This is a genomic window from Acidimicrobiia bacterium, assembly GCA_040880805.1.
Lineage (GTDB): Bacteria > Actinomycetota > Acidimicrobiia > IMCC26256 > DASPTH01 > DASPTH01.
On sequence record JBBDHW010000033.1, the window covers coordinates 35,585 to 60,924 of the forward strand.

Here is a 25,340-nt window from a genome sequence, read left to right on the forward strand (position 1 = left end):
GCGGCCGATGCTATTCATGTACCGGCGGCGAGCTTGAAGAGCGCTCCGGTGGGATCGGCCGCCTGGGCCAAGCGTCCGAACGGGGTGTCGTCGGCGGCCATGACGATCGAACCGCCGAGGTCGACGACCTTGGCCAGAGCCGCGTCAGCGTCGTCAACGCCGAAGTAGATCGACCAGTTCGCCGGGCTCCCGTCGGGCAGGAAGGCCGCAGCGTCCATGATGCCGGCCAACTGGTCGTCGCCTTCGCCGAGCGTCGTGTAGCGGAACTCGGGGGTGTCGCTCGCGACGTGAGTGTCCCACTTGAACACGTCGCGGTAGAACTGGACCGAGGCCTCGTAGTCGCGAGTGTGCAGCTCGAACCAGGTAGGCGTGCCGGGCTCACCCAGGATGGCGCAACCCTTGTGGAGGCCGGGCTGCCAGATACCGATCCCCGCCTGACCCGGGTCGGTCACGAGTGCCATGGTGCCGAGCTCCATGACCGGCATCGGGGGAAGCTCCACCTGACCGCCGTTCGCAGCCGCGGCATCGACGGTGGCCTGGGCATCGTGCGTAGCCAGGTAGACAGACCAGACATCGGGCGAGCCCGACCGATCGCCGTTGAGCATGCAGCCCGCGATGGGCAGCCCGTCCATGAAGAAGTTGACATAGCCGCCGTAGTCCTCGCCGGCCTCTTCGGCCGTCCAACCGAACAGCTCGCCGTAGAACACCTGGCTCTTCTCCGGGTCGGAGGTGAACAGTTCGACCCAACAGGGGGCACCGATCGGGGCTGAGTCACGTTGCGGCACGGCAGGCTCCTTCGAGGTTCTCGACGCTCTCGACACAGCTTGGACCGCCCGGCAACCCGGAACTCATCGGTGCTCTGCGTACCCCACGCTGACGCGTGGTTGAAACCTGTGGTACAACGCGAGGAGCACTTGTCTATCCGATTGGCGCAACCAGTAGGGAGGCGGGCCATGGATTACCGCCTGATCTCGTCCGATTCGCATCTCTCGCTGCCGCCCGGGTACTTCGGGCGGTATCTCCCGGCGAAGCACCGCGACCACCCGTGGGTAAAGCGGGTCGAAACCATGCAGAAGGACCAACTCAAGATGGCCGGCATGGGCCTGGCGCACATGGCGGGACGGCCGTTCGAGGAGTACCAGGAGAAGGACATCGACGAGTCCGCCATCCGGCCCGGCGCCTTCGAGCCCGAAGCGCGGCTCTCCGACATGGACCTCGACGGTGTCGACGCCGAGGTGTTGATCTCCGGCGGCGCGACGCCCACCGGTGAGGGCATCGACGTGGAGTTCCAGCGAGCGGTGATGCAGAGCTACAACAACTTCTTGTCGGAGTTCGCGTCGCAAGCCCCGGAGCGTCTGATCGGCCCCGCCACGGTCCCGTTCCAGAACATGGAGCTCGCGCTCGAGGAGATGAAGCGCGCCGCGAAGCTGCCCTGCATCCGTGCCTTTCTCTTCGACGCCTTCCCCCAGATCCCGTACTGGGACGAGGCCTACGAGCCCTTCTGGGCCTTCGCGAACGATCTCGGCTACCCGATCCACTTCCACATCGGCCAGCCGCGGAGCAACGCATTCACGATGGGCTCGCTCGCGCCGAACGAACAGGGCACCGCGCTGAGTTTCATCAGCCTCGCTCCTATCGGGCTCATGGAGACCCTGGCGATCATCCTCTTCGCGGGCATCCCCGCCCGCTACCCGAACGTCAGCTTCGTGTTCACGGAGGCGGGAGCTTCGTGGCTGGCGTACTTCCGCGAGCGCGCCGACATCGTCTTCCATCGCCACCGGTTCTGGAGCCAGTCGCCGCTCACCGAAGACCCGAGCGTGTACATCGGTCGCCAGGTCCTCAACACCTTCATCGAGGACACCACCGCGATCCGTATCCGCCACGAAGTGGGTGTCGACAACATGATGTGGTCGACCGACTACCCGCACTCCGACTCCACATGGCCGCACTCGCAGAAGTACATCGAGGAAGCCTTCGCCGACGTGCCGGACGACGAGAAGCACGCGCTCATGGCGGGCAACGCGATCCGGATCTACCAGTTGTAACAACGGGCCGCCCCCCTCGCAAGGTTCCATGATCTCGGCCCGCTTCGCCGTCACACGGTCGCCCGCGGTCGCGCCACACGTCATGGTGGCGACCTCGTCGTCGCTCGGGACCGCGGCTGCGCTCGAGACGTTCAGTCGTGGCGGCAACGCCGTCGACGCGGCCATCGCCGCCGATGCCGCGCTCGGTGTGGTCCAGCCGATGCGCAGCGGACTCGGCGGCGATTGCTTCGTGCTGGTCGAGCACAACGGCGAGATCCACGGGTACAACGGCTCCGGCGCGCTCCCGGCCGGGTTCGTGCCGCCCGACGGCCCCATGCCGGCAAAGGGCGGCGCGACGACGACCGTTCCGGGCCTGGTCGAAGCGTGGGCCGCGTTACACGGCCGGTTCGGGCGACTGGATGTCGGCGCGTGTCTGGAGCCGGCGATCCGTCTGGCTCGAAACGGCTTCCCGCTCGGGATCGAAGAGGCGGCCGAGTGGGCGTCGGAAGCCCGCAAGCTCGCGCCCGATGCGCACGAGATGTTCCTTCCCGGCGGGCACGCACCTACGGCCGGGCAGGTGCTCGACAACCCCGCGCAAGCGCGCGCACTCGAAACAATTGCCGCGGACGGCGAGCGCGCGTTCTACGAAGGGTGGCCCGCCGAGGCCATCGTGCGCGCGGCCACGCACCACGAGAGCGCGCTCGCGATGCGTGACCTCGCCACTCATCGCGGCGAATGGGTCGAGCCCCTCGCAGCCGCGCGCTACGCGGGCTGGGAGGTCCTCGAGCTACCGCCCAACGGTGATGGTGCTGTTGTTGTCGGCGCGCTCACGGTGCTCGCGGGCGACGACGCGCCACTCGAGTTGTTGTCACCCTGGCGCGTGCACCGCCAGGCTGAAGCCGTCAAGGCAGCGTTCACCGAGGCGGCGGCCTGCATCGGCGACCCGAACGCCGGCGGCACGACCGGGCAGTTGTGCGATCCCGACTGGGCGGCATCAACCCGTCGCGCGCTGGGCCATCACGCCACGACGCCACCGGCGGAGGCGCTTCCACTGCCGGGCGGGACCGTGTACGTGGCGGTGGCCGACGCGACCACGACGGTGTCGCTCATCAGCTCGAACTACGCGTTCTTCGGTTCCGGTGTCGTCGTCGACGAGGGCGGCTTCGTGCTGCAGAACCGCGGCGCGGGCTTCCGCGCACTCACCCCCGGCGCGCATCCGAACAACCCTGCGCCCGGACGGCGTCCGTTCCACACCATCATCCCCGCGCTGGTCCGCCGGGGTGGCGGCGGCCGGTGGGGCGCACTCGGCGTGACCGGCGGCCAGTTCCAGCCGCAGGGCCACGTGCAGGTCGTCCACCACCTCGCGTGCGGGCTCGACGTGCAGGCCGCAATCGACGCGCCGCGCTGGCACTGGGTCGGCGGCACCCACCTCGCGCTCGAAGCGGGGCTGGTCGGGCTCGCGCCGGAGCTCCGCGCGCTCGGTCATGCGGTCTTGGCGCCCGACGTGGTCCCCTTCGGTGCCGGCCAGATCGTGCTGCCCGTCGACGGTTACTGGCACGGCGGCGCCGACGCACGGCAGGACAGCCTCGCCGCGGGCATGTGACGCGGCAACGCTTGCCCGGCCTCTTCGGCGTCAAGGTCTTGACGCTTGACTTGAATTTGTTATTCTCAACTCTATGCCCAAGGCGGAACCCTCCTCCTTTGTGTGGCACGCGCGCACAGCCCGCGCTCCCCGCACCACCCTCGACATCGACGACCCCGAAGCGATCAAGGTCTTCTGGGACCCGCTCCGGCAGGAGATCCTGAAGGCGCTGACGGAACCGGCGTCGGTGAACGATCTCGCCGAACGGCTCGAACAGCCGGCGCACAGGCTCTATTACCACCTCCGGTTGCTCGAGCAGCACGGCTTCGTCGTACCCGTCGAATCGCGCCGGGTCGGCAGCAACACCGAGGTGCTCTACGGGCTCACCGCCAATCGGTTCACGTCGCGGCTCGAGGGCGACGCGCTCGCCGCGTTCGGAAGTCAGCCGCAACGGGCGTTCGCCTCCGCGGCGCGTCAGTTCGATGCGGCGATGACCGATCCCGACGTGCGCGATCGCAAGGACGGTTTCGTCGCGACCGCTACGACCGATCTGATCCTGACACCCGCTCAGGCGCGTGCGCTGCGCGATCGACTGTCGGCGCTCGTCGACGAGTACGCGGAGAAGTCAGTACGCCGTCGTGGGGCGCGGCCTATGGTCATGTTCCACGCGTTGTTCCCCAAGGTCGACGCCACGCGCTGAGCGCGTAGCGTGCGCACGTGGAACGCGACGACCGCTGGATTGCCGTACACGGCTCGGTGTCCAGGCGGGTTCCGGCCGACGACCGAGAGGTCGACGCACGGGAACGGTTCCTCGCCGAGTTGGAACGCCTGCCGTTCCCGTTCTCGGAGGACGCGGACCCGACCCACGTGACCGCGTCGGCCATCGTCGTCGGCGCGCGCGGCACGGTGCTGCACGTGCACCGGCGCATCGGCGGATGGCTCCAACCCGGTGGGCACATCGAGGCCGGTGAGACGCCGTGGGATACAGCCGTGCGCGAGAGCGTCGAAGAGACGGGGCTACCCGTGCGCCATCCCGACGGCGGGCCCGAGCTCGTGCACGTCGACGTCCACGACGCACCGCGTGGGCATCTGCACCTCGATCTGCGATACGTGTTGCTCGCGCCGGACGACGACCCCGCGCCCGCACCGGGCGAGAGCCAGGAGGCGCGCTGGTTCTCGTGGGAGGAAGCCGACGAAGTGGCCGACGAGTCGCTCCGCAACGCGCTCCGCGCCGCCCGTGGTCGCGCATGAAGCCTCAGGGATCGAGCCCGGGGCTCACGCTCGTGATGCCGACTGTGCGAGCCGCGTCGATCAGGCGGTTGTCGTAGGCGACGATGCCGCCGAGCTCTGAACCCAGGCTTTGGGCCGCGGCGATGTGGATCGCGTCGAGTGAACGGAGAGATGGAGGATCAAGAAGCGCCGCCGCGTCATACGTCTCGGCAGTGAGGCGTATCAATGCGACATCGGCGAGCGTCGCGTACGTTCTTCCGAGAGCATCCTCGTCACCCGTACGCCTGATCGCGCGCACGGCCTCGGTGCGCAGGATGTCGCTCGAAAACAGACGATCGGCATCGGCCTCGCGTTCGAGCACCCAAGCGTGCATCGCGTCGCTCGAGGGCTCCTCACCGACCAGCTTGAGGAACGCTGACGTATCGAGGTACCACGCGCTCACCGTTCGTCGTCTTCGGCACGCATCTCCTCGAGGATCTCTGACAGTGGCCGGCTTCCCGGCTTCAGCGGGAGCGGCCGATGATCAGAGAGCCGACCTCGGCCGTGACGAATACGGCCGGCTGCCTCGAGCGCGGCGAGCCCGGTTTCTTCCATCGGGATGGGACCCAACCGTGCGACGGGTCGCCCTCGGTCCGTGACCTCGATGACCTCGCCGGCGGCTGCGCGACGGACCCAGGTGCTGGCGTGCTGTCGCAGTTCCCGGATTCCCACCGTCTCCATGTGCTACATAGTAGCACTCACGCGAGGGTCAGCGGGCGGAGGTGAGCCCGAGCTGCTCGTAGATCTCCCGGGTCGCGTTCGACCGGTTCAGCGTGTAGAAGTGCAGCCCCGGAACTCCGCCGTCGAGCAGGGTCTGGCAGAGCTTCGTTGCCTCCTCCACGCCGACCGCGCGCACGGCGGCGGGGTCGTCGCCCACCGCCTCGAGCTTCTCGCCGAGCCACTGCGGGAACTCCGAGCCCTGCATCTCGGCCATGCGCGAGACCAACCGCAGGCTCGTGACCGGCATGATCCCCGCGATCACCGGCTTGTCGACGCCGAGCGCATGCAGGCTCTCGACCAGATCGAAGTAGTGGCGAGCGTCGAAGAAGAACTGTGTGATCGCGAAGTCGGCCTCGCGCAACTTCTCGGCCGTGTGGCGGCGGTCCGACTCGAGGCTCTCCGAACGTGGATGCGGTTCCGGGTGCGCGGCGACCCCGACGGAGAAGTCGCCGTGCTCGCGCACGAGCCGCACGAGGTCGATCGCATACGACAGCTCCCCGGGTGGCAGGTCGAGCTCTTTCGGCGGGTCACCACCGAGGGCGAGAATGTTCTCGATACCTGCGTCGCGATAGCGGCTGATGATGTCGACCAGCTCGTCGCGCCGGTGCGCGGCACACGTGAGATGCGCCATCGCAGTCATCGACGTGTTGCGGTTGATCTCGACAACGAGGTCGTGCGTGCGCTCGCGCGTGGAGCCTCCGGCGCCGTACGTGACCGACACATACGACGGATGGAGCGGTTCGAGGCGACGGACGGTGCGGGCGAGCACCGCTTCCATCTCGTCGTCGCGCGGCGGCGAGAACTCGAACGAATAGCTCGTGCCGTTGCGAAGGTTCTCGTGGATCTTCACCCTGGTGAGTTCCCGACGAGCGATGCGAGCTCTGCATCGAGACCGCGTCGCTGCGACCAGCGCACGCCGAGACCGACGGCTGCTCCGCCGATCGCACCCAAGGCGGTGCCGGCGACCGTGAAGAGTGCGAAGTACGCGAACCACGCGGGCTCGCGGAAGGTGGTCGCGGTACCGGCGCCGGTGGAAGCGAAGCCGAGGGCGACGCCCAGCAAGATTCCGACGCGTACTCCCTCGACGAACCGGCGGTACACAGGACGGAGCTCGTAGCGCGGCTCGCGACCCGCCGACTGCTCGAGGTCCTCCTGGTCGAGGATCACCCTCGCCAGGGCACGAAGATCGGAGGTGTCGGAGCCCGGGGGCATCGCATCAGGGTAGAACGAGCCGGGCTGTGCCTCCGGCGGATTGCTATGCGAGACTCGTCGTCGTATGCCGCCCGAAAAGCTGCAGTGGAGCCACTTGTATTCGGAGGTGGTCACCTCGGGGCTCTGCACCGGGTGTGCGGGCTGCGTGATCGCGTGCCCCCACGACGTCCTCGGCTACCGCGACACCGACGGGGTTTACCGGCCCTTCCAGCTCGAGGACGGCTATGCGCCCGACAACTGTAGCCACGGCGAACGGGGTTGCACGTCGTGTACGCGCGCCTGCCCGAGATTCCGCGCCTGGGAGCCCGAAGTGGACGAGTTCCTCTTCGGCCGCGCGCGTGAGGCCTCGGAGCCGTCGGGCGTCTACAAGGACATCTTCCTCGCGCGGGCGACCGACCCGGTGCTCGCGGAGGTGGGCCAAGATGGTGGGCTCGTCTCCGCGATCCTGCTGTACGCGCTCGAGCACGACATCATCGACGCCGCGCTCGTGAGCTACCTCGAAGGCGACGGCTCCACGTGGAAGGCGATACCGGGCGTCGCGAGCACGCGCGAGGACATCATCGCCTCAGCCGGGAGTCGTTACACCTACTCCGCGAACCCGATGGCATATGCCGAGGCGGCAGAGAGCGGCGCCGAACGCATCGCGTTGGTCGGGATGAGCTGCCAGTCGTCGGTACCGCCGGTGATGAAGCAGCGCAAGGCCGGCAAGGTCGCGCGCCGGCTGTCGCTCAACATCGGGCTGCTGTGTTCGAAGACCTTCGACGACGCGATCTTCGAGGAACTGTTCGAGGCGAAGTACGGATTGAAGAAGTCCGAGATGCGCAAGATGAACATCAAGGGCGTCTTCCAGATCTGGATGAAGAACGGTGACTTCCACGAGGTGCCGCTCAAGGAGTGCCACGCCTGGACCCGCGAGGGATGCAAGCTCTGTCCCGACTTCGCTGCCGAGCACGCCGACATCTCCACGGGGGGAATCGGCAAGTTCAACGACTGGACGCTCACGATCGTGCGCACCGACGTCGGTCGCGAGTTGATGGAGGGGATGATCCGCGACGGCTGGCTCGAGACCCGACCGGGCGACGACGACCCCGACGCGATCGCGCTGATGCACAAGCTGTCGATCAAATCACGCAAGCGGTGGCCCGAGTTCGCGATCGAGGCGCCGCGGCTCCTGCCCGCGAAGACCGCCGCGAAGTAGGCGTGCCAGTAGATGTGAAGGTCGTCGCGCTCGTCGGAGATCTCATGGATCGATCCCGCCTCTCCGCCGCCCTGAGCAACGTCGTGTTCACCGCGGATCCGGGCACCTGCTCTGGCGCCGACGTGGTCGTCGTCGACCTCGCGCGACACGGCGACACGATCCCGGCCGTGCGTGCAGCCGCGCCGGATGCACGCATCGTCGGGTTCGGTCCCCACGTCGACGACGAACTGCTCGCCCGGGCGGGCGCGCAGGGCGCCGACGTGGTGCTCCCCCGCTCCCGGTTCTTCCGCGATCCGGCCGCGGCGCTGTCCTTCGAGAACTGACAGACTCCCGGCCATGTCCGAGAACCCGATCGACCTCGAAAACGCCGACCTGCTCCTGTCGACGACCCGCGCGGTCCGCAAGCGCCTCGACCTCGATCGCCCGGTACCCCGTGACGTGATCCTCGACTGCGTGCAGCTCGCGGTACAGGCCCCCACTGCGAGCAACAGTCAGAACTGGCGCTGGATGATCGTGACCGATGCGGAGAAGCGCGCGGCGCTCGCGGAGCTCTACGGCGGCACCGCACGGCCGTATTTGGAAGCCGGGGCACGCGGCGATATCTCCGACGACCCGCAGACACTCCGGGTGTACGACTCGGCCCTCTACCTGCTCGACATCCTCGACCGCGTGCCCGTGCACGTGATCCCGTGTATCGAAGGGCGCGTCGGGAACGCGAACAACATTTCGGGCGCGAGCTTCTACGGCTCGATCATGCAGGCCGGGTGGAGTTTCATGCTCGCTCTGCGCGCCCGCGGGCTCGGCTCGGTGTGGACCACGTTGCACCTTCAGCGGGAGGAGGAAGCGGCCAAGCTGCTCGGCATCCCGTACGAGTCGGTGAGCCAGGTGGCGCTCCTGCCGGTCGCGTACACGGTGGGCACCGACTTCAAGCCGGCGAAGCGCGGACCCGTCGAAGAGATCACCTACTGGGACGAGTGGGGTGCGACCCGGTAACCCTCGGGACCGAGTGGGAGTCGAACCCGCCGTGATTTCCGTCTGCGCGCGCCTCGAAGCCGCCGCGGACAGTCGAGGGACCATCACCTTCGTCGGCGGCGCCGCGGGCGACGCGCGCGTCGACCGCGTGGAGTGGGCCCGGTTGCACGAGGACGCCCGCGCCATGGCGGCCGCGCTCCAGGCGCGGGGTGTGGCTCCCGGGTCACACGTCGCCGTCGTCGGCCCGACGTCGCGAGCGCTCGTCACCGCATTGCAGGCCACCTGGCTTGCCGGTGGTGCCGTCGTCGCGCTGCCGCTCCCGATGCGCCTCGGGTCCGTCGAGGAGTTCGTCGAGCAGACGCGCCGACGGATCGCTCACGCTGACGTCGACATCGTCGTCATCGACCCCGACCTCGCGCCGTTCCTCGATCCGCCGCCTACACGGGTTGCAGTCGTCCGCCTCGACGATCTCACCGCGGAGGCGAACCGGCTGTCGGCGGCGCGCCTGCTCCGCCCCGCTGACGACCCCGACCGGCTCACGATCCTGCAGTTCACGAGCGGATCCACCGCGGATCCGAAGGGCGTGATGCTCCCCGACCGCTGCATCGGCGCCAACGTCGACGCGATCGCCGGGGCCCTCGGGATCTCGGCGGCGGACCGCGCAGTGTCGTGGTTGCCGCTCTACCACGACATGGGGCTCATCGGCTTGCTGATGACGCCGATGCTCACCGGCTTCGAGCTCGTGCTCGGCGCGCCGACCGACTTCCTCTCGTCGCCGGGTATCTGGCTCGAGTGGATCTCGGAGTATCGCGGCACGATCTCGGCCGGTCCCAACTTCTCGTACGCGCTCGCGGCGCGCGCGTTGCGACGGGCGCACGGCCTCGACCTGTCGTCGTGGCGCCTCGCGCTCAACGGAGCGGAGCCGGTCGACCCCGCCGCCGTAGAAGCGTTCTGTGCGGCCGCGGCACCGCACGGGTTCGATGCGAAGGCCGCGTTCCCGGTGTTCGGCATGGCGGAGGCCACCCTCGGTGTCACGTTCCCCGACGTCGGCGTCGGGATGGAGGTCGACACGGTCGACCGCATCGCGCTCGAGAACGAGCGGTACGCAGCGCCCACGTCGGGCGGCACCGCGGACACGCGCCGGCTCGCGATGCTGGGGCGTCCACTCGTTGGGTTCGAGCTCCGCATCTGCGATCCAGAGTCGGGTGACGTGCTCCACGACCGGGAAGTCGGCGAGCTCGAACTGCGCAGCCCAACGATTACGCCCGGCTACTACGGCAACGCGGACGCGACGAAGGCCGCGTTCCACGGCGACTGGTTCCGCACCGGCGACCTCGGATACCTCGTCGACGGCCGGCTCGTGGTCTGCGGGCGCCTCAAGGACATGATCATCGTCGGCGGGCGCAACGTGTTCCCGGAGGACATCGAGCGCGCCGCGAGCACCGTCGAAGGTGTACGCGCCGGGAATGTCATCGCGTTCGGCAGCGATCGTCGCCGTGGGCGCGAATCGATCATCGTGGTGGCCGAGACCCGGACGGCCGACGACACCGCGCCGGTGCGCGACGCGGTGGTGACCACTGTGTGTGATGCCGTCGGCGTTCCTCCGGTCGACGTGGTGCTCGTGCGGCCGGGGACGTTGCCGAAGACGTCGTCGGGCAAGCTCCAGCGCTCCCTGTGCCGCGACCGCTACCACGCCGACGAGCTCGAATCCGTCTGAGGGGTCGTCGGGCCCTTTCACTATCGAGCAATATGGGCACATCAGTATGGAGGCGGTGACCCAGCCCGAAGCGCCGGTCGAGGCGCGTGCACAGGTTTCCGCGCGCCGGGAGTTGGCCCGGTTGTTCCTCGTGCTCCTCGCCATCACGTTCGTGCTCCGGTTACCGGCGTTCTTTGTGCCGGTGTTCAACTCCGACGAGACGTTCGTTGCGACCCAGGCGCACGTGATCGAGCAGGGCGGCGAGCTCTACGAGGACGCAGCCGACCGGAAGCCACCGCTCGTGCCGTACATCTACGCGGCCACGTTCGCGTTCTTCGAGACCTCGGCGCTGTGGTCGGTGCGCGTCGTCGCGATGCTCGCGGTGGCCCTCACCGCGCTGCTGCTCGCGGTCGAAGCCCGCCGCAGGTACGGCGCGCGCGCAGGATGGATCGCCGGAGTGCTGTTCGTGCTCGCGATGGTGGCCTTCGCGCCACAAGACGGGCAGGCCGCGAACTTCGAGGTGTTCATGCTGCCGTCGATGACGGCGGCGATCCTGTTCGCGCGGCGCGGGCGCGGCGCGGCGGCTGGAGTCGCGGTCGCCGTCGCGACGCTCGCGAAACAGACCGGCGCGGCCACGCTGCTTCCCGTCGTGTACCTGCTCGCGCGTGCGCGCGGGAAGCGTGGCGTCGGCGCGGTTGCGCTGGGGTTCAGCGTGCCGATCGCCGCCGTCGCGCTGGCCGTCGGCCCGAGCCAGCTCCTCCATTGGGCGGTGCTGGGCAACGGTTCGTACCTCGGCGTGAACAGCGGGTCGGTGATGGTCATCGCCATGTTCGTGCTGATGACGCTGGGCTTCGCCGCGTGCAACCTCCCACTGCTGTGGAAGCTGCCGGGCGCGTGGCACGAGCGTCGCGAACCTGCGCTCGACGGCGAGCGCGACACCGACCTCTGGCTGTGGCTGTTCTCGGCCGCGTTCTCGGTGGCGATCGGGCTGCGGTTCTTCGGGCACTACTACATGCAGCTCGTTCCGCCGCTCGCACTGCTCGCCGCGGGCGCGTTGGCACGCAGTGGACGCCGAGCAGTGAGCGCAACGATCGCCGCGGCGGCGGTACTCGCAGTGGTGTACTCCGCGGCCGGCTACTTCATGCACCCCTTCGGTCCCGAGCCGATGTACGAGTCGGTGAGTCGATACGTGGCTGCGTACACGCATCCCGACGACAAGATCCTCGTTTGGGGCAGTGAGCCGGAGATCTACTGGGCCTCCAACCGGCTCCCGGCGACGCGCTTCCTCACCACCGGGACGTTCCTCACGGGCAACCACCCGGGTCGTCCCGAAGACGAGGTCGAACCCGACGACAACACCGCGCAGAACTGGAAGTACTTCTTCGAGGACTTCACCGCCGCGCCGCCGAAGTACGTGCTCGACACGTCACCATCGAAGCTGCGCGGCGCGCAGTACTACCCGATCTCGAAATTCCCCGAGTTCGCGAAGATCCTGAAGCAGCAGTACCACTACGTGCGCACCATCGACGGCGTCGCCATCTACGCCCGCAAGTAACCCTCGTGGGGGCTACACCAGCGGCCAGGGGGTGCTGTGGTAGCCGTCGTCGGGGTAGGGGAAGCCAAGCTCCAGGAGGCCCTTGGCCCGGTACGCGATCGACTCGACCTCCACCGCGGTGAGGAGCTCGGAGAGCCGCTCGCCGAGTGGGCCGTCGTGGAGCTCGGCGAGCGCGCGGCACACGTCGTCGGTGTCGGCCTCGAGGATTCGCTCCCCGGCAAAGTCCCAGATCACGGTGCGGAGCTTCCACGCCGGATGGAACGTGAGTCCGTGGTCGATGCCGACGATCAGATCGTTGACCTCGTCGTGGAGGCAGTGACCACCCTTCCGGTCGGCGTTGTTGGCGAGCACGTCGAAGACGGCGAACTGCCGGAACCGGCCCTCGTGCCCGTCGAGCAGGGTGAAGTAGTGCTCGTCGGGGTCGTGCTCGACGAACCGCTGCACCGCGCCCTCGCCGAGCGGACCGTCGCGCAGGATCGTGACGGGCACGACACCCCAGTGGAGCGCGCGCGACAGCTCGTACGCCGCGACCTCGCGGTTGCACAGAGTGCCGTGCGGGAAGTCCCACAGCGGGCGCTCGCCACGCCGGGGCTTGTACACGGCAGAGAGCTCCATGCCGTCGAGGCGCGCCTCCACGAGAAAGGTCGCGTTCGAGGAGTAGCGCATGCGCCCGACCACCTCGAGCTCGGCGGCGCCGAGCACGTCGGCAAGCTCGTCGGGGGTCAGTTCCAGCGGGGACACCGGTGCCCGGCAGGATCCATCGGCATCGAGCACAGCGGGCACGGGAGTCGCCCTCCGGTGACCGCCTCCGCACCGCGCGCCGCCATCGCCCGCACTTGCGCGCGCGTCGCGTGGATCCGCGCCACGTAGCCCGGGTCTTCGGCACCTTCGGCGGACGGCGCGTTGTCGTCCTTGTCGTCCTCGTCGTCCTCGTCGTCTTCGTCGTCTTCGGCAGCGGCGCGCTCGCGCAGCTCGAGCAGAACGAGCTCGCGCTCGGGATCGAAGCCGAGGCCGATCAGACGCGCGCGAAACAGGGGAACGGTGGGCTCACGGAGCTGGGTTTCGGCGTCGGGCACCGAAGCGGACGTCTCCGGGTAGTCGCCGGCGATGCGATCGAGGAACGCGACGACCTCCGTGGCGAGCAGCGCAATCTGCTCTTTCTCGACGAGCACGGTGAGCTGCGCGTGCTCGGTACGCGCCTGGATGTAGAACGCGCGCTTCCCCGGTTCTCCGATCGCTCCGGCCCCGAGACCGTCGACATCCTCGAGCTCGATGATCTCGCCCATCACGCGCCGGCTTCCCCCTTCGACTCACTCGTCGACTCCTCGGCCGGGCGCGGGATCAGCTCCTCGAGCGAACCGGTGTCGTTGCACTTCACCATCGCGGCGCCGTGGGCCGAGAGTTGGAACACCGTCACCGACGCGGGCGACACGATGATGCGCTGGAAGTGATCGAGGTGCGTCCCGTTGTAGTGCGCGATGGCCGACTTGATCGGGTCGGCGTGCGACACCACGACCACGATCTCCCCCGGGTGGTCGGCGACGACGCGCTCGAGCGCCGCCACCATGCGCACCTGCATCTCCGCGAGCGACTCACCCTCGGGAAAGCGCGCGCGTGACGGCGCGCGCTGCACCGTGCGCCAGAGATCTTCCTTTGCGAGATCCCCGAGCTTGCCGCCCGTCCACTCGCCGTAGTCGGCTTCGAGTACCCCGGGGAGCTCGCGCACCTCGAGACCGTGCTTCGCGGCGACGGCATGGGCCGTCTGCATCGTGCGCTCGATCGGGCTCGCGTACACCGCGGCGATCGGAAGTGCCGCCAACCGCTCACCGAGCGACGTGGCCTGCTCGCGTCCCTTGTCGGACAGGTCGATCCCGGGTTTGCGACCCGACAGCATCGAGCCCGTCTCCGCGGTGACCGCGTGACGCGCGAGGAGGAGCACCGTGGACGGCGGCGGCTTCGGCTTCTCGGCTTCCGGAGCGCCCACTTCAGCCGCGACGGTGTCGGTCACGCCGACGATCGTACCGGTGCCAGGTTCGCTGCCTTCGAGCGGCCCTACATTCCCGGACCTACATTCCTGACATGGCCGATCTTCCCGTCAGCTTCTCGCCGCACGGCATCCCCGAGACCGTGATCGACCCCGAGCCGCCCGACGCCGTCCGCGCGCTCCGCGATGCGCTCGGCGCGCCCGAAGCGCATCGCCGGAACGCCGTCGCTGCGGTGGTCGCGCGGTGGCCACGCGCTCTCGATGGTTGGGCGCGGCTCGGCGAGCTCGCGCGCGACCACGTGGAGGCCTACGCGTGCTTCCGCGTGGGCTACCACCGCGGGCTCGACCGACTGCGCCAGTCGGGATGGCGTGGCTCCGGTTACGTGCGCTGGGAGCACGCGACCAACCGCGGGTTCCTGCGCGCGCTCGACGGCCTGCGGCGGTCGGCGGCCGCCATCGGCGAGATCGACGAAGAAGTTCGCTGCGACGAGTTCCTGCACCAGCTCGAGCCGGCTTGGGATCGTCTCGATCCCCACGAAGCCGACTAATTTCTCGCTATGAAGCGAGCCCTCGTCACGGGGATCACCGGGCAGGACGGCCGATTCCTCGCCCAGTTCCTCACCGGCAAGGGCTATCAGGTGTTCGGACTCATCCGCGGCCAGAACAACCCGAAGGGCCAGCTCGTCCTCGACGAGACGCCGTCGCTCGAGCTCGTCGACGGCGACCTCCGCGACTTGTCGTCGTTGATCGCCGCGGTCGAGCAGGTGCAACCCGACGAGGTGTACAACCTCGGCGCCATGAGCTTCGTCAAGCTGTCGTGGTCGCAACCCGAGCTGTTCGCCGAGATCACCGGGCTCGGTGTGCTCCGCATGCTGGAGGCGGTGCGGATCGTGGGCGGCACGCAGCGCAATCCGATCCGTTTCTACCAGGCGTCGTCGTCGGAGATGTTCGGGAAAATTCGGGAGACCCCACAGACCGAGCTCACGCCGTTCCATCCGCGCTCGCCCTACGGCGTCGCGAAGGTGTTCGGTCACCACATGACGGTCAACTACCGCGAGTCGTACGACCTGCACGCATCGTCGGGCATCCTCTTCAACCACGGTTCCGAGAGGCGCGGCATCGAGTTCGTGGAGCGAAAGATCACCACCTCGCTCGCGCGCATCAAGCTGGGCCTCCAGGACTCGATTTCGCTCGGCAACCTCGACTCCGCGCGCGACTGGGGGTACGCGGGCGACTACGTCGAGGCGATGTGGCTCATGCTCCAGCAGGACGAGCCCGACGACTACGTGGTCGCGTCGGGCAAGACGCACACCATTCGTGAGTGCCTCGACGTCGCGTTCCGCGCCGCCGGCTACGACGACTGGACGCCCTACGTGCAGAAAGACCCGCGCTTCGAGCGTCCCGCTGAGGTCGACGTGCTCATCGGCGACGCCACCAAGGCGCGCGAGAAGCTCGGGTGGACGCCACGCATGTCCTTCGAGGAACTCGTCACGATGATGTACGAATCCGACCTCGCGTCGGAACGAACGCAGGCGCGGCTCTCCTGATGGCCGGAACGGCGTTGGTGGGGGTGATCATGGGAAGTGATTCCGACCTGCGCGTGATGCAGCCCGCCATCGACACGCTCGACGAGTTCGACGTGCCGCGTGAGGTGCACATCGTCTCCGCGCACCGCACACCCGACCGGATGTTCGAGTACGCGCGTACCGCCGTGTCTCGCGGGCTGCGCGTGATCATCGCGGGCGCGGGTGGCGCGGCGCATCTCCCCGGCATGACCGCATCCCTCACACCGTTGCCGGTGATCGGAGTGCCGGTGCCGCTCGCGGATCTCGACGGGCTCGACTCCTTGCTCTCGATCGTGCAGATGCCCGACGGCATCCCCGTTGCGACGGTGGGCACGGGGAAGGCGCGCAATGCCGCGCTGCTCGCGGTGCGGATCCTGGCGGTGCACGACGACAAGCTGCGCGCGCGGATGGAAGAGTTCCAGGCGGGCCTCGCCGATGCCGTCCGCGAGAAGGACGCGAAGCTCAGCGACGAGCTCGAGTAGTCCGGGCTAGCGGGGGAAGTTCGGCGCGCGTTTCTCGACGAATGCGGTGATGCCTTCCGTGGACTCGGCATCCCCGGCCGCAGCCACGATCGCGTCGGCTTCGCGCGCCAAGTGCGTCTCGAACGAATCCTCCAGGCTCGTGTGCACGAGCCGCTTCGCCGCGGCGAGCGAGCGAGCAGGACCGTCGGCGAGGCGCGCCGCGAGCGCGGCAGCTTCCGCGTGGACGTCGTCGTCGGGGACCACGCTCGTGATCAGGCCCCACTCGAGTGCTTCGGCTGCGCTGAGCACCCGGTTGGTGAGCGTCAGCTCGAGCGCCCGGCGTACGCCAACGAGGCGCGGCACGAACCAGCTCGACGAACCGTCGGGAGTGAGACCGACACCCGTGTACGCCATCACGAACTTCGTCGACTCGCCCGCGATCACGAGGTCGGACGCGCCCACCAGCCCCAGGCCTGCGCCCGCCGCGCTGCCGTGCACTGCGGCCACGACCGGCGCATCGCCACGCACGAGCATCGTGATCGCGGTGTGCAGTGCGGGAATGAGCGCACGGATGTTGGCGGGGAGATCGTCACCGAGTGCGGCGAACGCCTTGACGTCGCCACCGCCGCAGAAGCGCGCACCGCTCCCCGAGAGGAGCACCACTCGGACGCTGTCGTCCAGGCTGATGTCGATCGTCGCCGCCATGAGGTCACGCGCCAGGCCCATGTTGATGCCGTTGGCCGCCTCGGGACGGTTGAGCGTGAGGTGGGCAATCCCGTCGCGGACCTCGAGCAGCACGTTCTCGTATGTCATGGGGCCGGATGCTACGCAAGGACACCCAGAGCCGAGCGGCCGTGAAGGGAGACAAAGGTCCCGTCCGCCGGGCAGCGGACGGGACCTTCAGAGGGGCCTTGATTTCTCGAGCTTTCCAGGACAGCACCGTGCGGGCGGGGGGGCCGTCCGCCCGCTCGGGGCATGTCTTCCGCGGGGGTCGCATCCCGGTGCGGGCGGGATACGGCGCCTGCTTGATCCGTACGGTACGCCCCCGTTCCCCAAGTCGGCCCCAGAGCACCTCTAAGACTCGGTAAAGATGCCCCACTCGGGGGGTGGCCCGCTCGGACCCGCCCTACTCCGACTGGCCTACTCCAACCGGCCTACTCCAACTGGCCTACTCCGCCCCAATGGCGTCGAGCACGTCGTGACGGGCCGCGCGGCGGGCAGGCCAGGCTCCGGCGAGGAAGCCGGCGACCCCGGCCAGGATCACGAAGATCGCGAGTTGCGTCACGGGGAGGACGAACGTGATGCCCTCGTCGCTCACCGCGCTGACCAGCGCGCGGCCGAACGCGAGCCCGATGACAAGCCCGAGCAGCGACCCGAAGATCGAGATGATGACCGCCTCGTCACGGATCATCGTGCGAACCTGTGCGCGCGTCATGCCCACCGCGCGCAACAGACCCAGCTCACGGGTACGTTCGTAGATCGACAGCGCGAGTGTGTTCACGATGCCGATCAGCGCGATCACAACTGCGAGCAACAGCATCACGTAGAGCAGGTTGAGGATCGTGTCGAACTGAGCGATCTGCGAGTCCTTGAACTCGGTCTGGTCCTGCACCTCGACGGTGGGATACGGCTTCAGCACTCGCTCGATCGTGGCGCGGGTCTTGGCGTCATCTGAGTCGGATGCCTGCCGCACGGCCACGAGCGAGTCCGACTGATCCGTGTAGTTCTTCTCATATGACGTCAGCGAGATCAAATACGAGGCGCCGATGGCACGATCTTCTGCGTAGAGCCCCTGGATCCTCTCGCGCTGCACCCCGGTCTTCTCGAACTGAATATCTACGGTGTCACCGACCTTCCACCCCTTGTTCGTGGCGGTGTCGGTGCTGACGAGCACACCACCGTCGGCGAAGGCGTCGAGGTTCGCGCCGGAACGCAGCTTGATGTCGATAACGTCTTGGACGTTCGGGCTCACGCCGAACAGTTGCCGTTGGTCGCCGTCGACCACGAAGTCGCCGTTGCGGAACTCGACGATCTGCGCGCCTGGGAGATCCTGATCGAGCGACTTCGCGATTTCGGGCGAGAAGCCACGGCTGAAGAAACCCTTGCCCTGGATCAGCCACTCGGCGCGCACGCTGTTGTCGATGATGTCGCTGAACGACTGCTTGGCCGACGCGCCGATGATCGCGACGAGCGTGACCAACGCGAGGCCGATCATGAGCGCCGACGCAGTGGTGGCGGTGCGGCGAGGGTTCCGCATCGCGTTCTCGCGTGCAAGAACGCCCGACATGCCGCGCAAACGCGCGGGGATCCAGCCGAGGAATCGCGAGACCGGCCGTGCGACGAGCGGGCTGAGCATCGCGACGCCGATGAACACGAGGAACGCGGCGAAGCCCACGAGCCCTGCGGCACCACCGGGTACCGCATCCGAGCCCACATCGCCGAACAGGCCGAGCGCCAACAGGAGGATCCCGATGATCGTGAGGAGACCACCGATCCGGTACCGGCGAGATCCGCTCGACGCGATGACGGCGGTGTCGCGCATCGCGGCAACCGGGGGGACGCGCGCCGCGCTGCGCGCGGGCGACAAAGCCGACACGAAGGTGACCACTGTGCCCGCGAAGACCGCGACGATGATCGTGCGGGGCAGGATGACCGGAGACTCGGTGGGCAGTGCAAAGCCGAACGCGGCGAGCAGACTCTGCAGCCCGATCGCCACGAGCACGCCGAGCGCGAGCCCGAGCATCGACGAGAGCAGCCCTACCACGAACGCCTCCGCGGCGACCGATCGCGTGACCTGCTTCCCGGACGCACCCAATGCACGGAGCAGCGCGAGCTCGCGTGACCGTTGTGCCACGATGATCGAGAACGTGTTGTAGATGATGAACGACCCCACGAACAGCGCGATCAACGCGAAAACGAGCAGGAACGTGTTCAGGAAGCCGAGACGGTCCTTCACGTTGCTCGCGCTCTCGTCGGCGAACTGCTTACCCGTGAGCACCTCGTAGGACTCGGACTGCTCGGCAGTGGCGATGGCCTCCCGCACGTTGCGCGCCACCTCGTCTTGCGACACCCCCGGCTTCGCCGCGACGTAGATCGAGTCCCATTCGCCAGGCCGGCCGACGACCCGCTGCGCGGTGGCCGGAGTGAACCCGGCGCGGGTACCCGGCGGGCTGCTGCTGTCGCCGAACGTGAACACGCCGACGAGCGTGAACTTCTCCGGCGTGGCCTCGCGGAACACGATCGGCACCTCGGCGCCGAGGCGGTACCCGGACTTGTCAGCCGTGTTCTCGTCGAGCACGACCTCGTCGGGCGCCTCCGGCTTGTGCCCCTTGGCGATCTGGTTCGCCTGGCCGAACGGCAACTGCTGCCACGAGAACCCCGACGACTGGCCGGTTCCGTTCGTGACCACGTCGCCGTCCTCGTCGACCACGGAGGCCGAGCCCTGCACGTTGCCGCGCGCGAGCTTCACTCCGGGCGCGCCCTCTACGACCGGAACCACGCTGTTCGGTACCGGGTTCCGCGGCGCGAAGCCGCGATCGCTGCTGAGCTCGCGCTTCGACCGCACGATCGCGTCAACACCCTTGGTGGCCTCGGTGAAGAGGTTGTCGAACACGCTGCCGAGAGTGTCGGTAAGCACGAAAGTGCCCGAGATGAACGCGACTCCGAGCACGACCGCGATCGACGTGAGGACGAGCCGGAGCTTCTTGGCGAGAAGCCCCTTGATCGTGACGCGCCACATTCCGCGCGCTACTCGCCTTGGTTCTTCATCCGGTCGAGCACGCGCTCGGCTGTGGGGTCGGTCATCTCGTCGACGACCTTGCCGTCGGCGAGGAACACGATGCGATCGGCGTAACCTGCCGCGACCGGGTCGTGCGTGACGATCACCGTGGTCTGACCGAGGTCGTCGACCGCTCGACGCATGAACGTGAGGATCTCCGCACCCGAGCGCCGGTCGAGGTTACCGGTGGGCTCGTCGGCGAACACGATCTCGGGCCGGCCGAGCAACGCGCGCGCGACCGCGACGCGCTGCTGCTGCCCACCCGAGAGCTCGGCCGGCCGGTGCGTGAGGCGGTCGCTCAGGCGAACCGTCTTCACCACGGTGTCGAGCCACTCCGGATCGGGCTTCGTGCGCGCCAGCGACATCGGGAGCGTGATGTTCTCGAGCGCGTTGAGCGTGGGGATCAGGTTGTAGGACTGGAAGACAAAACCGATCTTGTCGCGCCGGATGAGCGTGAGCTGCTTCTCGTTCAGCGAGCTGAGCTCCGAGTCACCGAGGAAGATCTGGCCGGAGGTGAGCCGGTCGAGACCAGCCAGACAGTGCAGCAACGTGGACTTGCCCGATCCGGACGGACCCATGATGGCCGTCATGCGCGCCGACTCGAAGTCCACCGACACACCGTCGAGCGCGCGCACCTCGGCTTCGCCCTCGCCATAGATCTTGGACGCGTCGACAGTACGCGCCGCAGTGCTCGTGTGGGGAGCGGTGGTCGTCTCGGTCACGCAGACTCCTCGGTTGGGGAGGACCGTGACACCCTAGTTTCCGACTTTGTCGCGGTCGGTTCCGAAGACTCGGCCGTTGACACTTCCTGACCGGGGCGGCGTTGGGGCGGCTGGTGACGGCCGAGCCACCAGAACCACCCGATCCCGAACGCGAAGAGGGCAACGCTCACCCACGCGTTGACGCGCAACGGGCCGATGTCGTGCGCGGGGTCGATGCGCAGGTTCTCGAACCAGAACCGGCCGAAGGTGTAGAGGATCACGTAGAGCGCGAACGTCTGCCCCTGTTTCAGCGGCAGCTTCTTTTCCGCGAGCAACAGGATGCCGACGAGCGCGATGCAGTAGAGCGACTCGTAGAGGAACGTGGGGTGGAACGTCGGGTACTGCCCGTACCCGAACGGCCGGTGCGCGGGCGAGATCTCGAGACCCCACGGGAGCGTTGTGGGCTTCCCGAACAACTCCTGGTTGAACCAGTTCCCCCAGCGCCCGATCGCCTGCGCGATGAGGATGCCGGGCGCCATGCAATCCATCACGACGAGCGTCGACATGTGCCGTCGGTGTGTGATGACGATCACCGCGATCGCGCCGCCGATGACGGCCCCCCAGATGGAGAGCCCGCCCTTCCAGATCTGGAACGCGCGCAGCGGGTCGTCGTCGAACCTCTGGTAGTCGGTGATCACGTGGTAGAGGCGCGCTCCGATGACGCCCCAGATCACGACCCAGAAGGCGATGTCGGAGATTCCCGGCGACCCGTAGCCGCGCCGGCGCCACCGTCGCTCCGCGATGAGCACGGCAACGAGAACGCCGACGGCAAGCAGCACGCCGTACATGTGGAAGGGCCCGAGGTTCCCGCTGTCGGGGCTCGGGATCGACGCGAGCACGACCTCGCATCGTAGGGGTGGACAAGTAGGGGTGCTCTCCACCACTGAGCCGGTCGGCCTCGCCGTACGATCGACGTCGATGTTCTCGACGCGACCCGAACCCGAGCGCGCTGGTCCCGACCAGGAGTCGGTGTGGGACTACCCGCGGCCGCCGCGGCTCGAGCCGGTGACCGCACGGCTCGTGGTGGTGTTCGGCGGCCAGACGATCGCGGAGACGACGCGTGGGTACCGCGTGCTCGAGACGAGCCACCCACCCAACTACTACTTCCCGCCCGACGACGTCGCGGCAGGGGCGCTCGATCCCGCGAAGGGTGTGTCGTTCTGCGAATGGAAGGGCCGCGCCCACTACTTCACGGTGCGCGGCGGCACCGAGGTCGCGCACGAAGCCGCATGGGGTTACGAACGTCCGAACGAGGCGTTCGCGTCGATCGCCACCTACGTCGCGTTCTACGCGGGACGCATGGATGCGTGTTTCGTCGACGACGACCTTGTCGTGCCGCAACCCGGCCGCTTCTATGGCGGTTGGATCACGTCGAAGATCGTGGGGCCCTTCAAGGGCGGCCCTGGCTCGAGGGGGTGGTGACAGCGTGGTAGCGACAGAGCTTGCCGTGCTGCTGTTCGACCGGGTGACCGCGCTCGACGCGGTCGGGCCGTACGAGGTGCTCCAGCGCGTGCCCGGAATGACCGTGCGGTTCGCCGCCGCCGAGCCTGGTGTGAAGCGCACGGAAGACGGCTCGCTCGCGATCGTCGCCGACACGGTGCTCGAGGATGTCCTGGCACCCGACATCGTGCTCGTGCCGGGCGGACGTCGCGGTACACCACGTCGGTGTGCACGGGGTCATTGGTGCTCGCAGCCGCCGGCATCCTCCAGGGTGTGCCCGCCACAACGCATTGGCTCGCGATGGAACACCTCGGTCGCTTGGGCGCGATCCCGGTCGCGGAGCGCGTCGTAGAACACGGCAAGATCGTCACCGCCGCAGGGGTGTCGTCGGGAATCGACACGGCGTTGCTGGTGGCGGCGCGGATCGCGGGCGACGACGTCGCGTGCGCGATCCAGCTGTCGATCGAGTAATCCTTAGACCTTGCGTCGTTCATGGTCGTAGAGCGCCCACGAACGACGCAGGTTCGTTGTTATTTCACCAACCTGGACAGCCTGCGGTCGGCGAGGACTTTGCCGTTGGTCTGGCACTTGGGGCAGTACGCGACCTCGTGGCTCTCGTAGCTGACGCGGCGCAGCGTCTCGCCGCAGCGCGGGCACGGCGTGCCGTAGCGGGCGTGCACCTCGAAGTGGTCGCCGAGCTTCGGTTGCGACAGACCACCTTCGCGTCCGCGTTCGAGTTCGAGGCCGTCGGCGAGCACGCCGCGGATCGCGTCGAGGAGGCGCGCCCGCTCGTCGTCGTCGAGTGACGCGAGCGACGCGTACGGCGACAGCTGCGAGCGCCACAGCGCGTCGTCGGCGTAGCCGCGCCCGACACCGGCGACGGTGTGCTGGTCGCGCAGGATGGTGTGCACGCGGCGACGGTCGTCGCCGTGTAGGACGAACTCGGCGAACTCGTCGGACGCCGGCTCGGGACCGAGCGTGGAAAGCGGACCGTCGTCGCCCGGTGCGAGGACCCACCACGCGGCCTTGCGCTCGTGGCCGTACTCGCGCACGAGCGTGGCCTTCCCGTTCGACCACCGGAACCGCACCACCGAGCCCTTGCCCTTCGTGCGTTTCGGCGGCTCCTCGATGTCGAGCCGCCCCGCCTGTGACAGGTGCACGAGGATGCGACCCGCCGGCTCCGTGCCTGAACGGGGAGAAGGACTGAAATCGAGGATGAGGTACTTCGCGTACCGGCCGACGCGCTCGAGCGTCGCGCCGACGAGCGCGTCCGGCGACGGCGATACCGTCTTCAGCGCCGAGAAACCGAGTGGTTCCACCGCTTCGAGCGCGGAGCCCGCGAGTTCGACGTCGAGCCGTTCGGCCAGCGCCTGCATCTGCGGCAGCTCGGGCATCGGTGGCTACCCGGCGCGGCCGCGGCGACGTGACCCGCGACGGGACTGCTGCATCTTCTGGCGGATGTCTTGGCGGCGCTCCTGGAGGTCGCGAAACGTGAGCGTCTCGACGCTGGGATCCACCATAAACGTGGCACGGAGGGCGTCGGGGTCGGGCGTGGCGAACTTCGCGTCGACACCGACCTCTCGCATGATCTGCTCGCCGTGTGTCTGCGCGAAGTACATGTAGATCGAGACCATCTGCTGGAGCATGTCGAGGTCGGGTGCGAGGATCGCGGTGGCGCTGTTCAGGAACATCATGTTCCGCACGAACAGCATGAGCTCCTTCGGCGCGCGTGCGCCGTAGCCGAGCAGCTTCTTCGTGATTTCGCGCATCTCGCGCACCAGCTCGTCGGCCGACATCTGCGCGGGGTCCTTGACCGGCCCGTCGAGGTCGAGGTCGGCGACCACAACGTCGAGGTCGACGTCGGGCGGGAACGCGCCGAGGTCGCGCAGCGCCGCGAGTTGCCCGCGCACGTCGCCCGTGGTGCCGAGCACGAGCAGCCGCAAGAACGCCAGCCGTTGCGGTTCGTCGAGACGACCGGTGATGCCGAAGTCGAACAACGCGGTGCGGCCGTCGGGCTGCACGACGATGTTGCCGCCATGGAGGTCGCCGTGGAACACGCCGAAGATCAGCGCGCCCTCGAGCGATGCGATCAACCCGGCCTGCAACATCGCGTGCGTGTCGATGCCGGCCGCGTGCATCGACTCGACGTCGTCGTATGCGAACCCGCGCAACCGTTCCATCACGAGGACGCGCCGGGTCACCATCGTGGGGTGCGGCCGGGGGACGATGATGCCCCGCTGCTGTGTCCGCGCGAGCACGTTGGCGATGTCGAGCATGTTCTCTGCCTCGAGGCGGAAGTCGAGCTCTTCGATGACGGTCTCCGCGAACAGCTCGACGAGCGCGGGCGGGTTAGCGAGTGCGGTGACCGGGATGCGGCCGATGAGGCGAGGTGCCAGCCACGAGAGCGCGGCGATGTCGTCGCGGAACAGCTGCGCCACCCGCGGGCGCTGCACCTTGACGACCACCTCTTCGCCGGTAACGAGCCGGGCCGCGTGCACCTGTGCAATCGAGGCCGCGGCGATCGGGACCTCGTCGAACGAGGCAAAGAGCTCCTCGAGCGTGCCCCCGAGGTCGACCTCGACGACCGCCCTGACGTCGTCGAACGATTCAGGCGGCACGCGGTCGCGGAGCTGCTTGAACTCGGTGACCAGCTCGTCGGGAAAGAGCCCCTCGCCGCCCGAGATGATCTGACCCAGCTTCACATAACTCGAGCCGAGGTGCCCGAACGCGCGGCGCAGCCGCCGGGAGATCCCGGCACGGGATTGCGGACGGCGGTACTCGAAGACGAACCACCCCGCGAGCGCTCTCGAGATCTCCGTGATCGTGCGCGCGAGACGACCCAGTGGGGGGAGCCGCCCCGGTGCAAGGAGTCGTGGGACCTCCCGGCGCGTGCCACGACGGAGGCGGTCGATCTCCCAGCGCCACGGGATCTCGTCGGGGTCGAGGACCCAGGGACCGCACTCACTGAACGAACCGAACTCGAGATCGGGGGAAGGGTCCGGCAGAGCGCTGGGCGTGGTCATGACGCACGCCACGCTACCGGCCGGTTTCGAGGCCGCAGAGCGAGCGGCGGCGAGCCGGGTAACCCGGCGAGCAGCGAGCGACCCATGTGTGGGACCGGCC

Annotated in this window: 27 protein-coding genes and 1 pseudogene; 14 read left to right on the forward strand and 14 right to left on the reverse strand. The window is 68.2% G+C overall.

The window, feature by feature from the left end; all coding sequences use genetic code 11:
• Window positions 1–14 precede the first annotated feature (14 nt).
• Window positions 15–785, reverse strand: coding sequence for a VOC family protein (locus WD271_08455; GenBank protein MEX1007859.1), 771 nt, complete (start codon window positions 783–785; stop codon window positions 15–17).
• A 168-nt stretch (window positions 786–953) separates the two neighbouring features.
• On the opposite strand from WD271_08455, the gene WD271_08460 reads away from it, so the two are divergent.
• From WD271_08460 to WD271_08475, 4 genes are all read left to right on the forward strand, one after another.
• Complete coding sequence (locus WD271_08460; protein ID MEX1007860.1) at window positions 954–2,045, forward strand: amidohydrolase family protein; 1,092 nt, start codon at window positions 954–956, stop codon at window positions 2,043–2,045.
• A gap of 28 nt (window positions 2,046–2,073) precedes the next feature.
• On the forward strand, window positions 2,074–3,627 hold the full coding sequence (locus WD271_08465; GenBank protein ID MEX1007861.1) for a gamma-glutamyltransferase: 1,554 nt from the start codon (window positions 2,074–2,076) through the stop codon (window positions 3,625–3,627).
• 73 nt (window positions 3,628–3,700) lie between these two features.
• Entirely contained in the window at window positions 3,701–4,306 is a 606-nt protein-coding gene (locus WD271_08470; protein ID MEX1007862.1) for a helix-turn-helix domain-containing protein, read from the forward strand.
• Between the two features lie 17 nt (window positions 4,307–4,323).
• Window positions 4,324–4,857, forward strand: coding sequence for an NUDIX domain-containing protein (locus tag WD271_08475; protein MEX1007863.1), 534 nt, complete (start codon window positions 4,324–4,326; stop codon window positions 4,855–4,857).
• A gap of 4 nt (window positions 4,858–4,861) precedes the next feature.
• Here WD271_08475 and WD271_08480 read toward each other — a convergent pair whose 3' ends face one another.
• From WD271_08480 to WD271_08495, 4 genes are read right to left on the reverse strand one after another with little or no spacing between them, the layout of a single operon-like run.
• Complete coding sequence (locus WD271_08480) at window positions 4,862–5,278, reverse strand: type II toxin-antitoxin system VapC family toxin (protein ID MEX1007864.1); 417 nt, start codon at window positions 5,276–5,278, stop codon at window positions 4,862–4,864.
• Window positions 5,275–5,556, reverse strand: a complete 282-nt coding sequence (locus WD271_08485; GenBank protein ID MEX1007865.1) for a type II toxin-antitoxin system prevent-host-death family antitoxin — start codon at window positions 5,554–5,556, stop codon at window positions 5,275–5,277. The genes WD271_08480 and WD271_08485 overlap by 4 nt, the downstream gene beginning before the upstream one ends.
• A gap of 28 nt (window positions 5,557–5,584) precedes the next feature.
• Complete coding sequence (metF, locus tag WD271_08490; protein MEX1007866.1) at window positions 5,585–6,445, reverse strand: methylenetetrahydrofolate reductase [NAD(P)H]; 861 nt, start codon at window positions 6,443–6,445, stop codon at window positions 5,585–5,587.
• Window positions 6,442–6,807: a hypothetical protein gene (locus WD271_08495; GenBank protein ID MEX1007867.1), complete on the reverse strand. Its 366-nt coding sequence runs from the start codon at window positions 6,805–6,807 to the stop codon at window positions 6,442–6,444. The genes metF and WD271_08495 overlap by 4 nt, the downstream gene beginning before the upstream one ends.
• 64 nt (window positions 6,808–6,871) lie before the next feature.
• Here WD271_08495 and WD271_08500 point away from each other — a divergent pair, with 64 nt between their 5' ends.
• From WD271_08500 to WD271_08520, 5 genes are read left to right on the forward strand one after another with little or no spacing between them, the layout of a single operon-like run.
• On the forward strand, window positions 6,872–8,005 hold the full coding sequence (locus WD271_08500; GenBank protein MEX1007868.1) for a Coenzyme F420 hydrogenase/dehydrogenase, beta subunit C-terminal domain: 1,134 nt from the start codon (window positions 6,872–6,874) through the stop codon (window positions 8,003–8,005).
• Window positions 8,006–8,007: 2 nt separating this feature from the next.
• Window positions 8,008–8,328 (forward strand): DNA-binding response regulator, encoded by a 321-nt coding sequence (locus WD271_08505; protein MEX1007869.1) that lies wholly within the window; start codon window positions 8,008–8,010, stop codon window positions 8,326–8,328.
• A gap of 13 nt (window positions 8,329–8,341) precedes the next feature.
• A complete protein-coding gene (locus WD271_08510; protein MEX1007870.1) occupies window positions 8,342–8,998 on the forward strand; it encodes a nitroreductase family protein in 657 nt (218 codons plus the stop codon).
• Window positions 8,999–9,011: 13 nt separating this feature from the next.
• Window positions 9,012–10,694 (forward strand): AMP-binding protein, encoded by a 1,683-nt coding sequence (locus WD271_08515; GenBank protein ID MEX1007871.1) that lies wholly within the window; start codon window positions 9,012–9,014, stop codon window positions 10,692–10,694.
• A gap of 55 nt (window positions 10,695–10,749) precedes the next feature.
• A complete protein-coding gene (locus WD271_08520) occupies window positions 10,750–12,228 on the forward strand; it encodes a glycosyltransferase family 39 protein (GenBank protein MEX1007872.1) in 1,479 nt (492 codons plus the stop codon).
• A 12-nt stretch (window positions 12,229–12,240) separates the two neighbouring features.
• Here WD271_08520 and WD271_08525 read toward each other — a convergent pair whose 3' ends face one another.
• Genes WD271_08525 through WD271_08535 form a run of 3 tightly spaced genes read right to left on the reverse strand, consistent with a single transcriptional unit; the run spans window position 12,241 to window position 14,236 of the window.
• On the reverse strand, window positions 12,241–12,969 hold the full coding sequence (locus tag WD271_08525) for an SCO1664 family protein (protein MEX1007873.1): 729 nt from the start codon (window positions 12,967–12,969) through the stop codon (window positions 12,241–12,243).
• On the reverse strand, window positions 12,951–13,514 hold the full coding sequence (locus tag WD271_08530; GenBank protein ID MEX1007874.1) for a DUF3090 family protein: 564 nt from the start codon (window positions 13,512–13,514) through the stop codon (window positions 12,951–12,953). The genes WD271_08525 and WD271_08530 overlap by 19 nt, the downstream gene beginning before the upstream one ends.
• Window positions 13,514–14,236, reverse strand: a complete 723-nt coding sequence (locus WD271_08535; protein ID MEX1007875.1) for an MSMEG_4193 family putative phosphomutase — start codon at window positions 14,234–14,236, stop codon at window positions 13,514–13,516. The genes WD271_08530 and WD271_08535 overlap by 1 nt, the downstream gene beginning before the upstream one ends.
• A 71-nt stretch (window positions 14,237–14,307) precedes the next feature.
• Between WD271_08535 and WD271_08540 the strand changes: the two genes are divergently transcribed.
• The 3 genes from WD271_08540 to purE are packed head-to-tail and all read left to right on the forward strand — an operon-like array spanning window position 14,308 to window position 16,259.
• Window positions 14,308–14,760, forward strand: a complete 453-nt coding sequence (locus tag WD271_08540) for a DUF3151 family protein (GenBank protein ID MEX1007876.1) — start codon at window positions 14,308–14,310, stop codon at window positions 14,758–14,760.
• Window positions 14,761–14,769: 9 nt separating this feature from the next.
• Complete coding sequence (locus WD271_08545; GenBank protein ID MEX1007877.1) at window positions 14,770–15,759, forward strand: GDP-mannose 4,6-dehydratase; 990 nt, start codon at window positions 14,770–14,772, stop codon at window positions 15,757–15,759.
• Window positions 15,759–16,259 (forward strand): 5-(carboxyamino)imidazole ribonucleotide mutase, encoded by a 501-nt coding sequence (gene purE, locus WD271_08550; GenBank protein ID MEX1007878.1) that lies wholly within the window; start codon window positions 15,759–15,761, stop codon window positions 16,257–16,259. Before WD271_08545 ends, purE begins: the two co-directional genes overlap by 1 nt.
• Before the next feature lie 6 nt (window positions 16,260–16,265).
• Here the strand turns inward: purE and WD271_08555 are convergent, their stop codons facing one another.
• From WD271_08555 to lgt, 4 genes are all read right to left on the reverse strand, one after another.
• Complete coding sequence (locus tag WD271_08555) at window positions 16,266–17,051, reverse strand: enoyl-CoA hydratase-related protein (GenBank protein ID MEX1007879.1); 786 nt, start codon at window positions 17,049–17,051, stop codon at window positions 16,266–16,268.
• A 355-nt stretch (window positions 17,052–17,406) separates the two neighbouring features.
• Window positions 17,407–19,977 carry an FtsX-like permease family protein gene (locus WD271_08560; protein MEX1007880.1) on the reverse strand — a complete coding sequence of 857 codons (2,571 nt, stop codon included), beginning with the start codon at window positions 19,975–19,977 and terminating at the stop codon, window positions 17,407–17,409.
• Window positions 19,978–19,985: 8 nt separating this feature from the next.
• The gene (locus WD271_08565) at window positions 19,986–20,738 is read right to left on the reverse strand and encodes an ABC transporter ATP-binding protein (protein ID MEX1007881.1); all 753 of its coding nucleotides are present in this window, start codon (window positions 20,736–20,738) and stop codon (window positions 19,986–19,988) included.
• Entirely contained in the window at window positions 20,735–21,616 is an 882-nt protein-coding gene (lgt, locus tag WD271_08570) for a prolipoprotein diacylglyceryl transferase (protein MEX1007882.1), read from the reverse strand. The genes WD271_08565 and lgt overlap by 4 nt, the downstream gene beginning before the upstream one ends.
• Window positions 21,617–21,695: 79 nt before the next feature.
• Between lgt and WD271_08575 the strand changes: the two genes are divergently transcribed.
• Both WD271_08575 and WD271_08580 read left to right on the forward strand, forming a co-directional pair.
• Window positions 21,696–22,199: a DUF427 domain-containing protein gene (locus WD271_08575; GenBank protein MEX1007883.1), complete on the forward strand. Its 504-nt coding sequence runs from the start codon at window positions 21,696–21,698 to the stop codon at window positions 22,197–22,199.
• A 4-nt stretch (window positions 22,200–22,203) separates the two neighbouring features.
• Window positions 22,204–22,676: pseudogene (locus tag WD271_08580) on the forward strand (DJ-1/PfpI family protein).
• Window positions 22,677–22,747: 71 nt separating this feature from the next.
• Here the strand turns inward: WD271_08580 and WD271_08585 are convergent.
• Both WD271_08585 and WD271_08590 read right to left on the reverse strand, forming a co-directional pair.
• Window positions 22,748–23,611 carry a DNA-formamidopyrimidine glycosylase family protein gene (locus tag WD271_08585; GenBank protein ID MEX1007884.1) on the reverse strand — a complete coding sequence of 288 codons (864 nt, stop codon included), beginning with the start codon at window positions 23,609–23,611 and terminating at the stop codon, window positions 22,748–22,750.
• 6 nt (window positions 23,612–23,617) lie between these two features.
• On the reverse strand, window positions 23,618–25,240 hold the full coding sequence (locus WD271_08590) for an AarF/ABC1/UbiB kinase family protein (GenBank protein MEX1007885.1): 1,623 nt from the start codon (window positions 25,238–25,240) through the stop codon (window positions 23,618–23,620).
• Window positions 25,241–25,340 lie beyond the last annotated feature (100 nt).

Coding starts and splice junctions, on each gene's coding strand:
- purE (MEX1007878.1), top strand. CDS start 15,759: ATGGCCGGAACGGCGTTGGTGGGGGTGATCATGGGAAGTGATTCCGAC.
- WD271_08460 (MEX1007860.1), top strand. CDS start 954: ATGGATTACCGCCTGATCTCGTCCGATTCGCATCTCTCGCTGCCGCCC.
- WD271_08470 (MEX1007862.1), top strand. CDS start 3,701: ATGCCCAAGGCGGAACCCTCCTCCTTTGTGTGGCACGCGCGCACAGCC.
- WD271_08590 (MEX1007885.1), bottom strand. CDS start 25,240: ATGACCACGCCCAGCGCTCTGCCGGACCCTTCCCCCGATCTCGAGTTC.
- WD271_08575 (MEX1007883.1), top strand. CDS start 21,696: ATGTTCTCGACGCGACCCGAACCCGAGCGCGCTGGTCCCGACCAGGAG.
- WD271_08510 (MEX1007870.1), top strand. CDS start 8,342: ATGTCCGAGAACCCGATCGACCTCGAAAACGCCGACCTGCTCCTGTCG.
- WD271_08545 (MEX1007877.1), top strand. CDS start 14,770: ATGAAGCGAGCCCTCGTCACGGGGATCACCGGGCAGGACGGCCGATTC.
- WD271_08555 (MEX1007879.1), bottom strand. CDS start 17,051: ATGACATACGAGAACGTGCTGCTCGAGGTCCGCGACGGGATTGCCCAC.
- WD271_08560 (MEX1007880.1), bottom strand. CDS start 19,977: ATGTGGCGCGTCACGATCAAGGGGCTTCTCGCCAAGAAGCTCCGGCTC.
- WD271_08585 (MEX1007884.1), bottom strand. CDS start 23,611: ATGCCCGAGCTGCCGCAGATGCAGGCGCTGGCCGAACGGCTCGACGTC.
- WD271_08530 (MEX1007874.1), bottom strand. CDS start 13,514: ATGGGCGAGATCATCGAGCTCGAGGATGTCGACGGTCTCGGGGCCGGA.
- WD271_08465 (MEX1007861.1), top strand. CDS start 2,074: ATGATCTCGGCCCGCTTCGCCGTCACACGGTCGCCCGCGGTCGCGCCA.
- WD271_08495 (MEX1007867.1), bottom strand. CDS start 6,807: ATGCCCCCGGGCTCCGACACCTCCGATCTTCGTGCCCTGGCGAGGGTG.
- WD271_08485 (MEX1007865.1), bottom strand. CDS start 5,556: ATGGAGACGGTGGGAATCCGGGAACTGCGACAGCACGCCAGCACCTGG.
- WD271_08540 (MEX1007876.1), top strand. CDS start 14,308: ATGGCCGATCTTCCCGTCAGCTTCTCGCCGCACGGCATCCCCGAGACC.
- WD271_08500 (MEX1007868.1), top strand. CDS start 6,872: ATGCCGCCCGAAAAGCTGCAGTGGAGCCACTTGTATTCGGAGGTGGTC.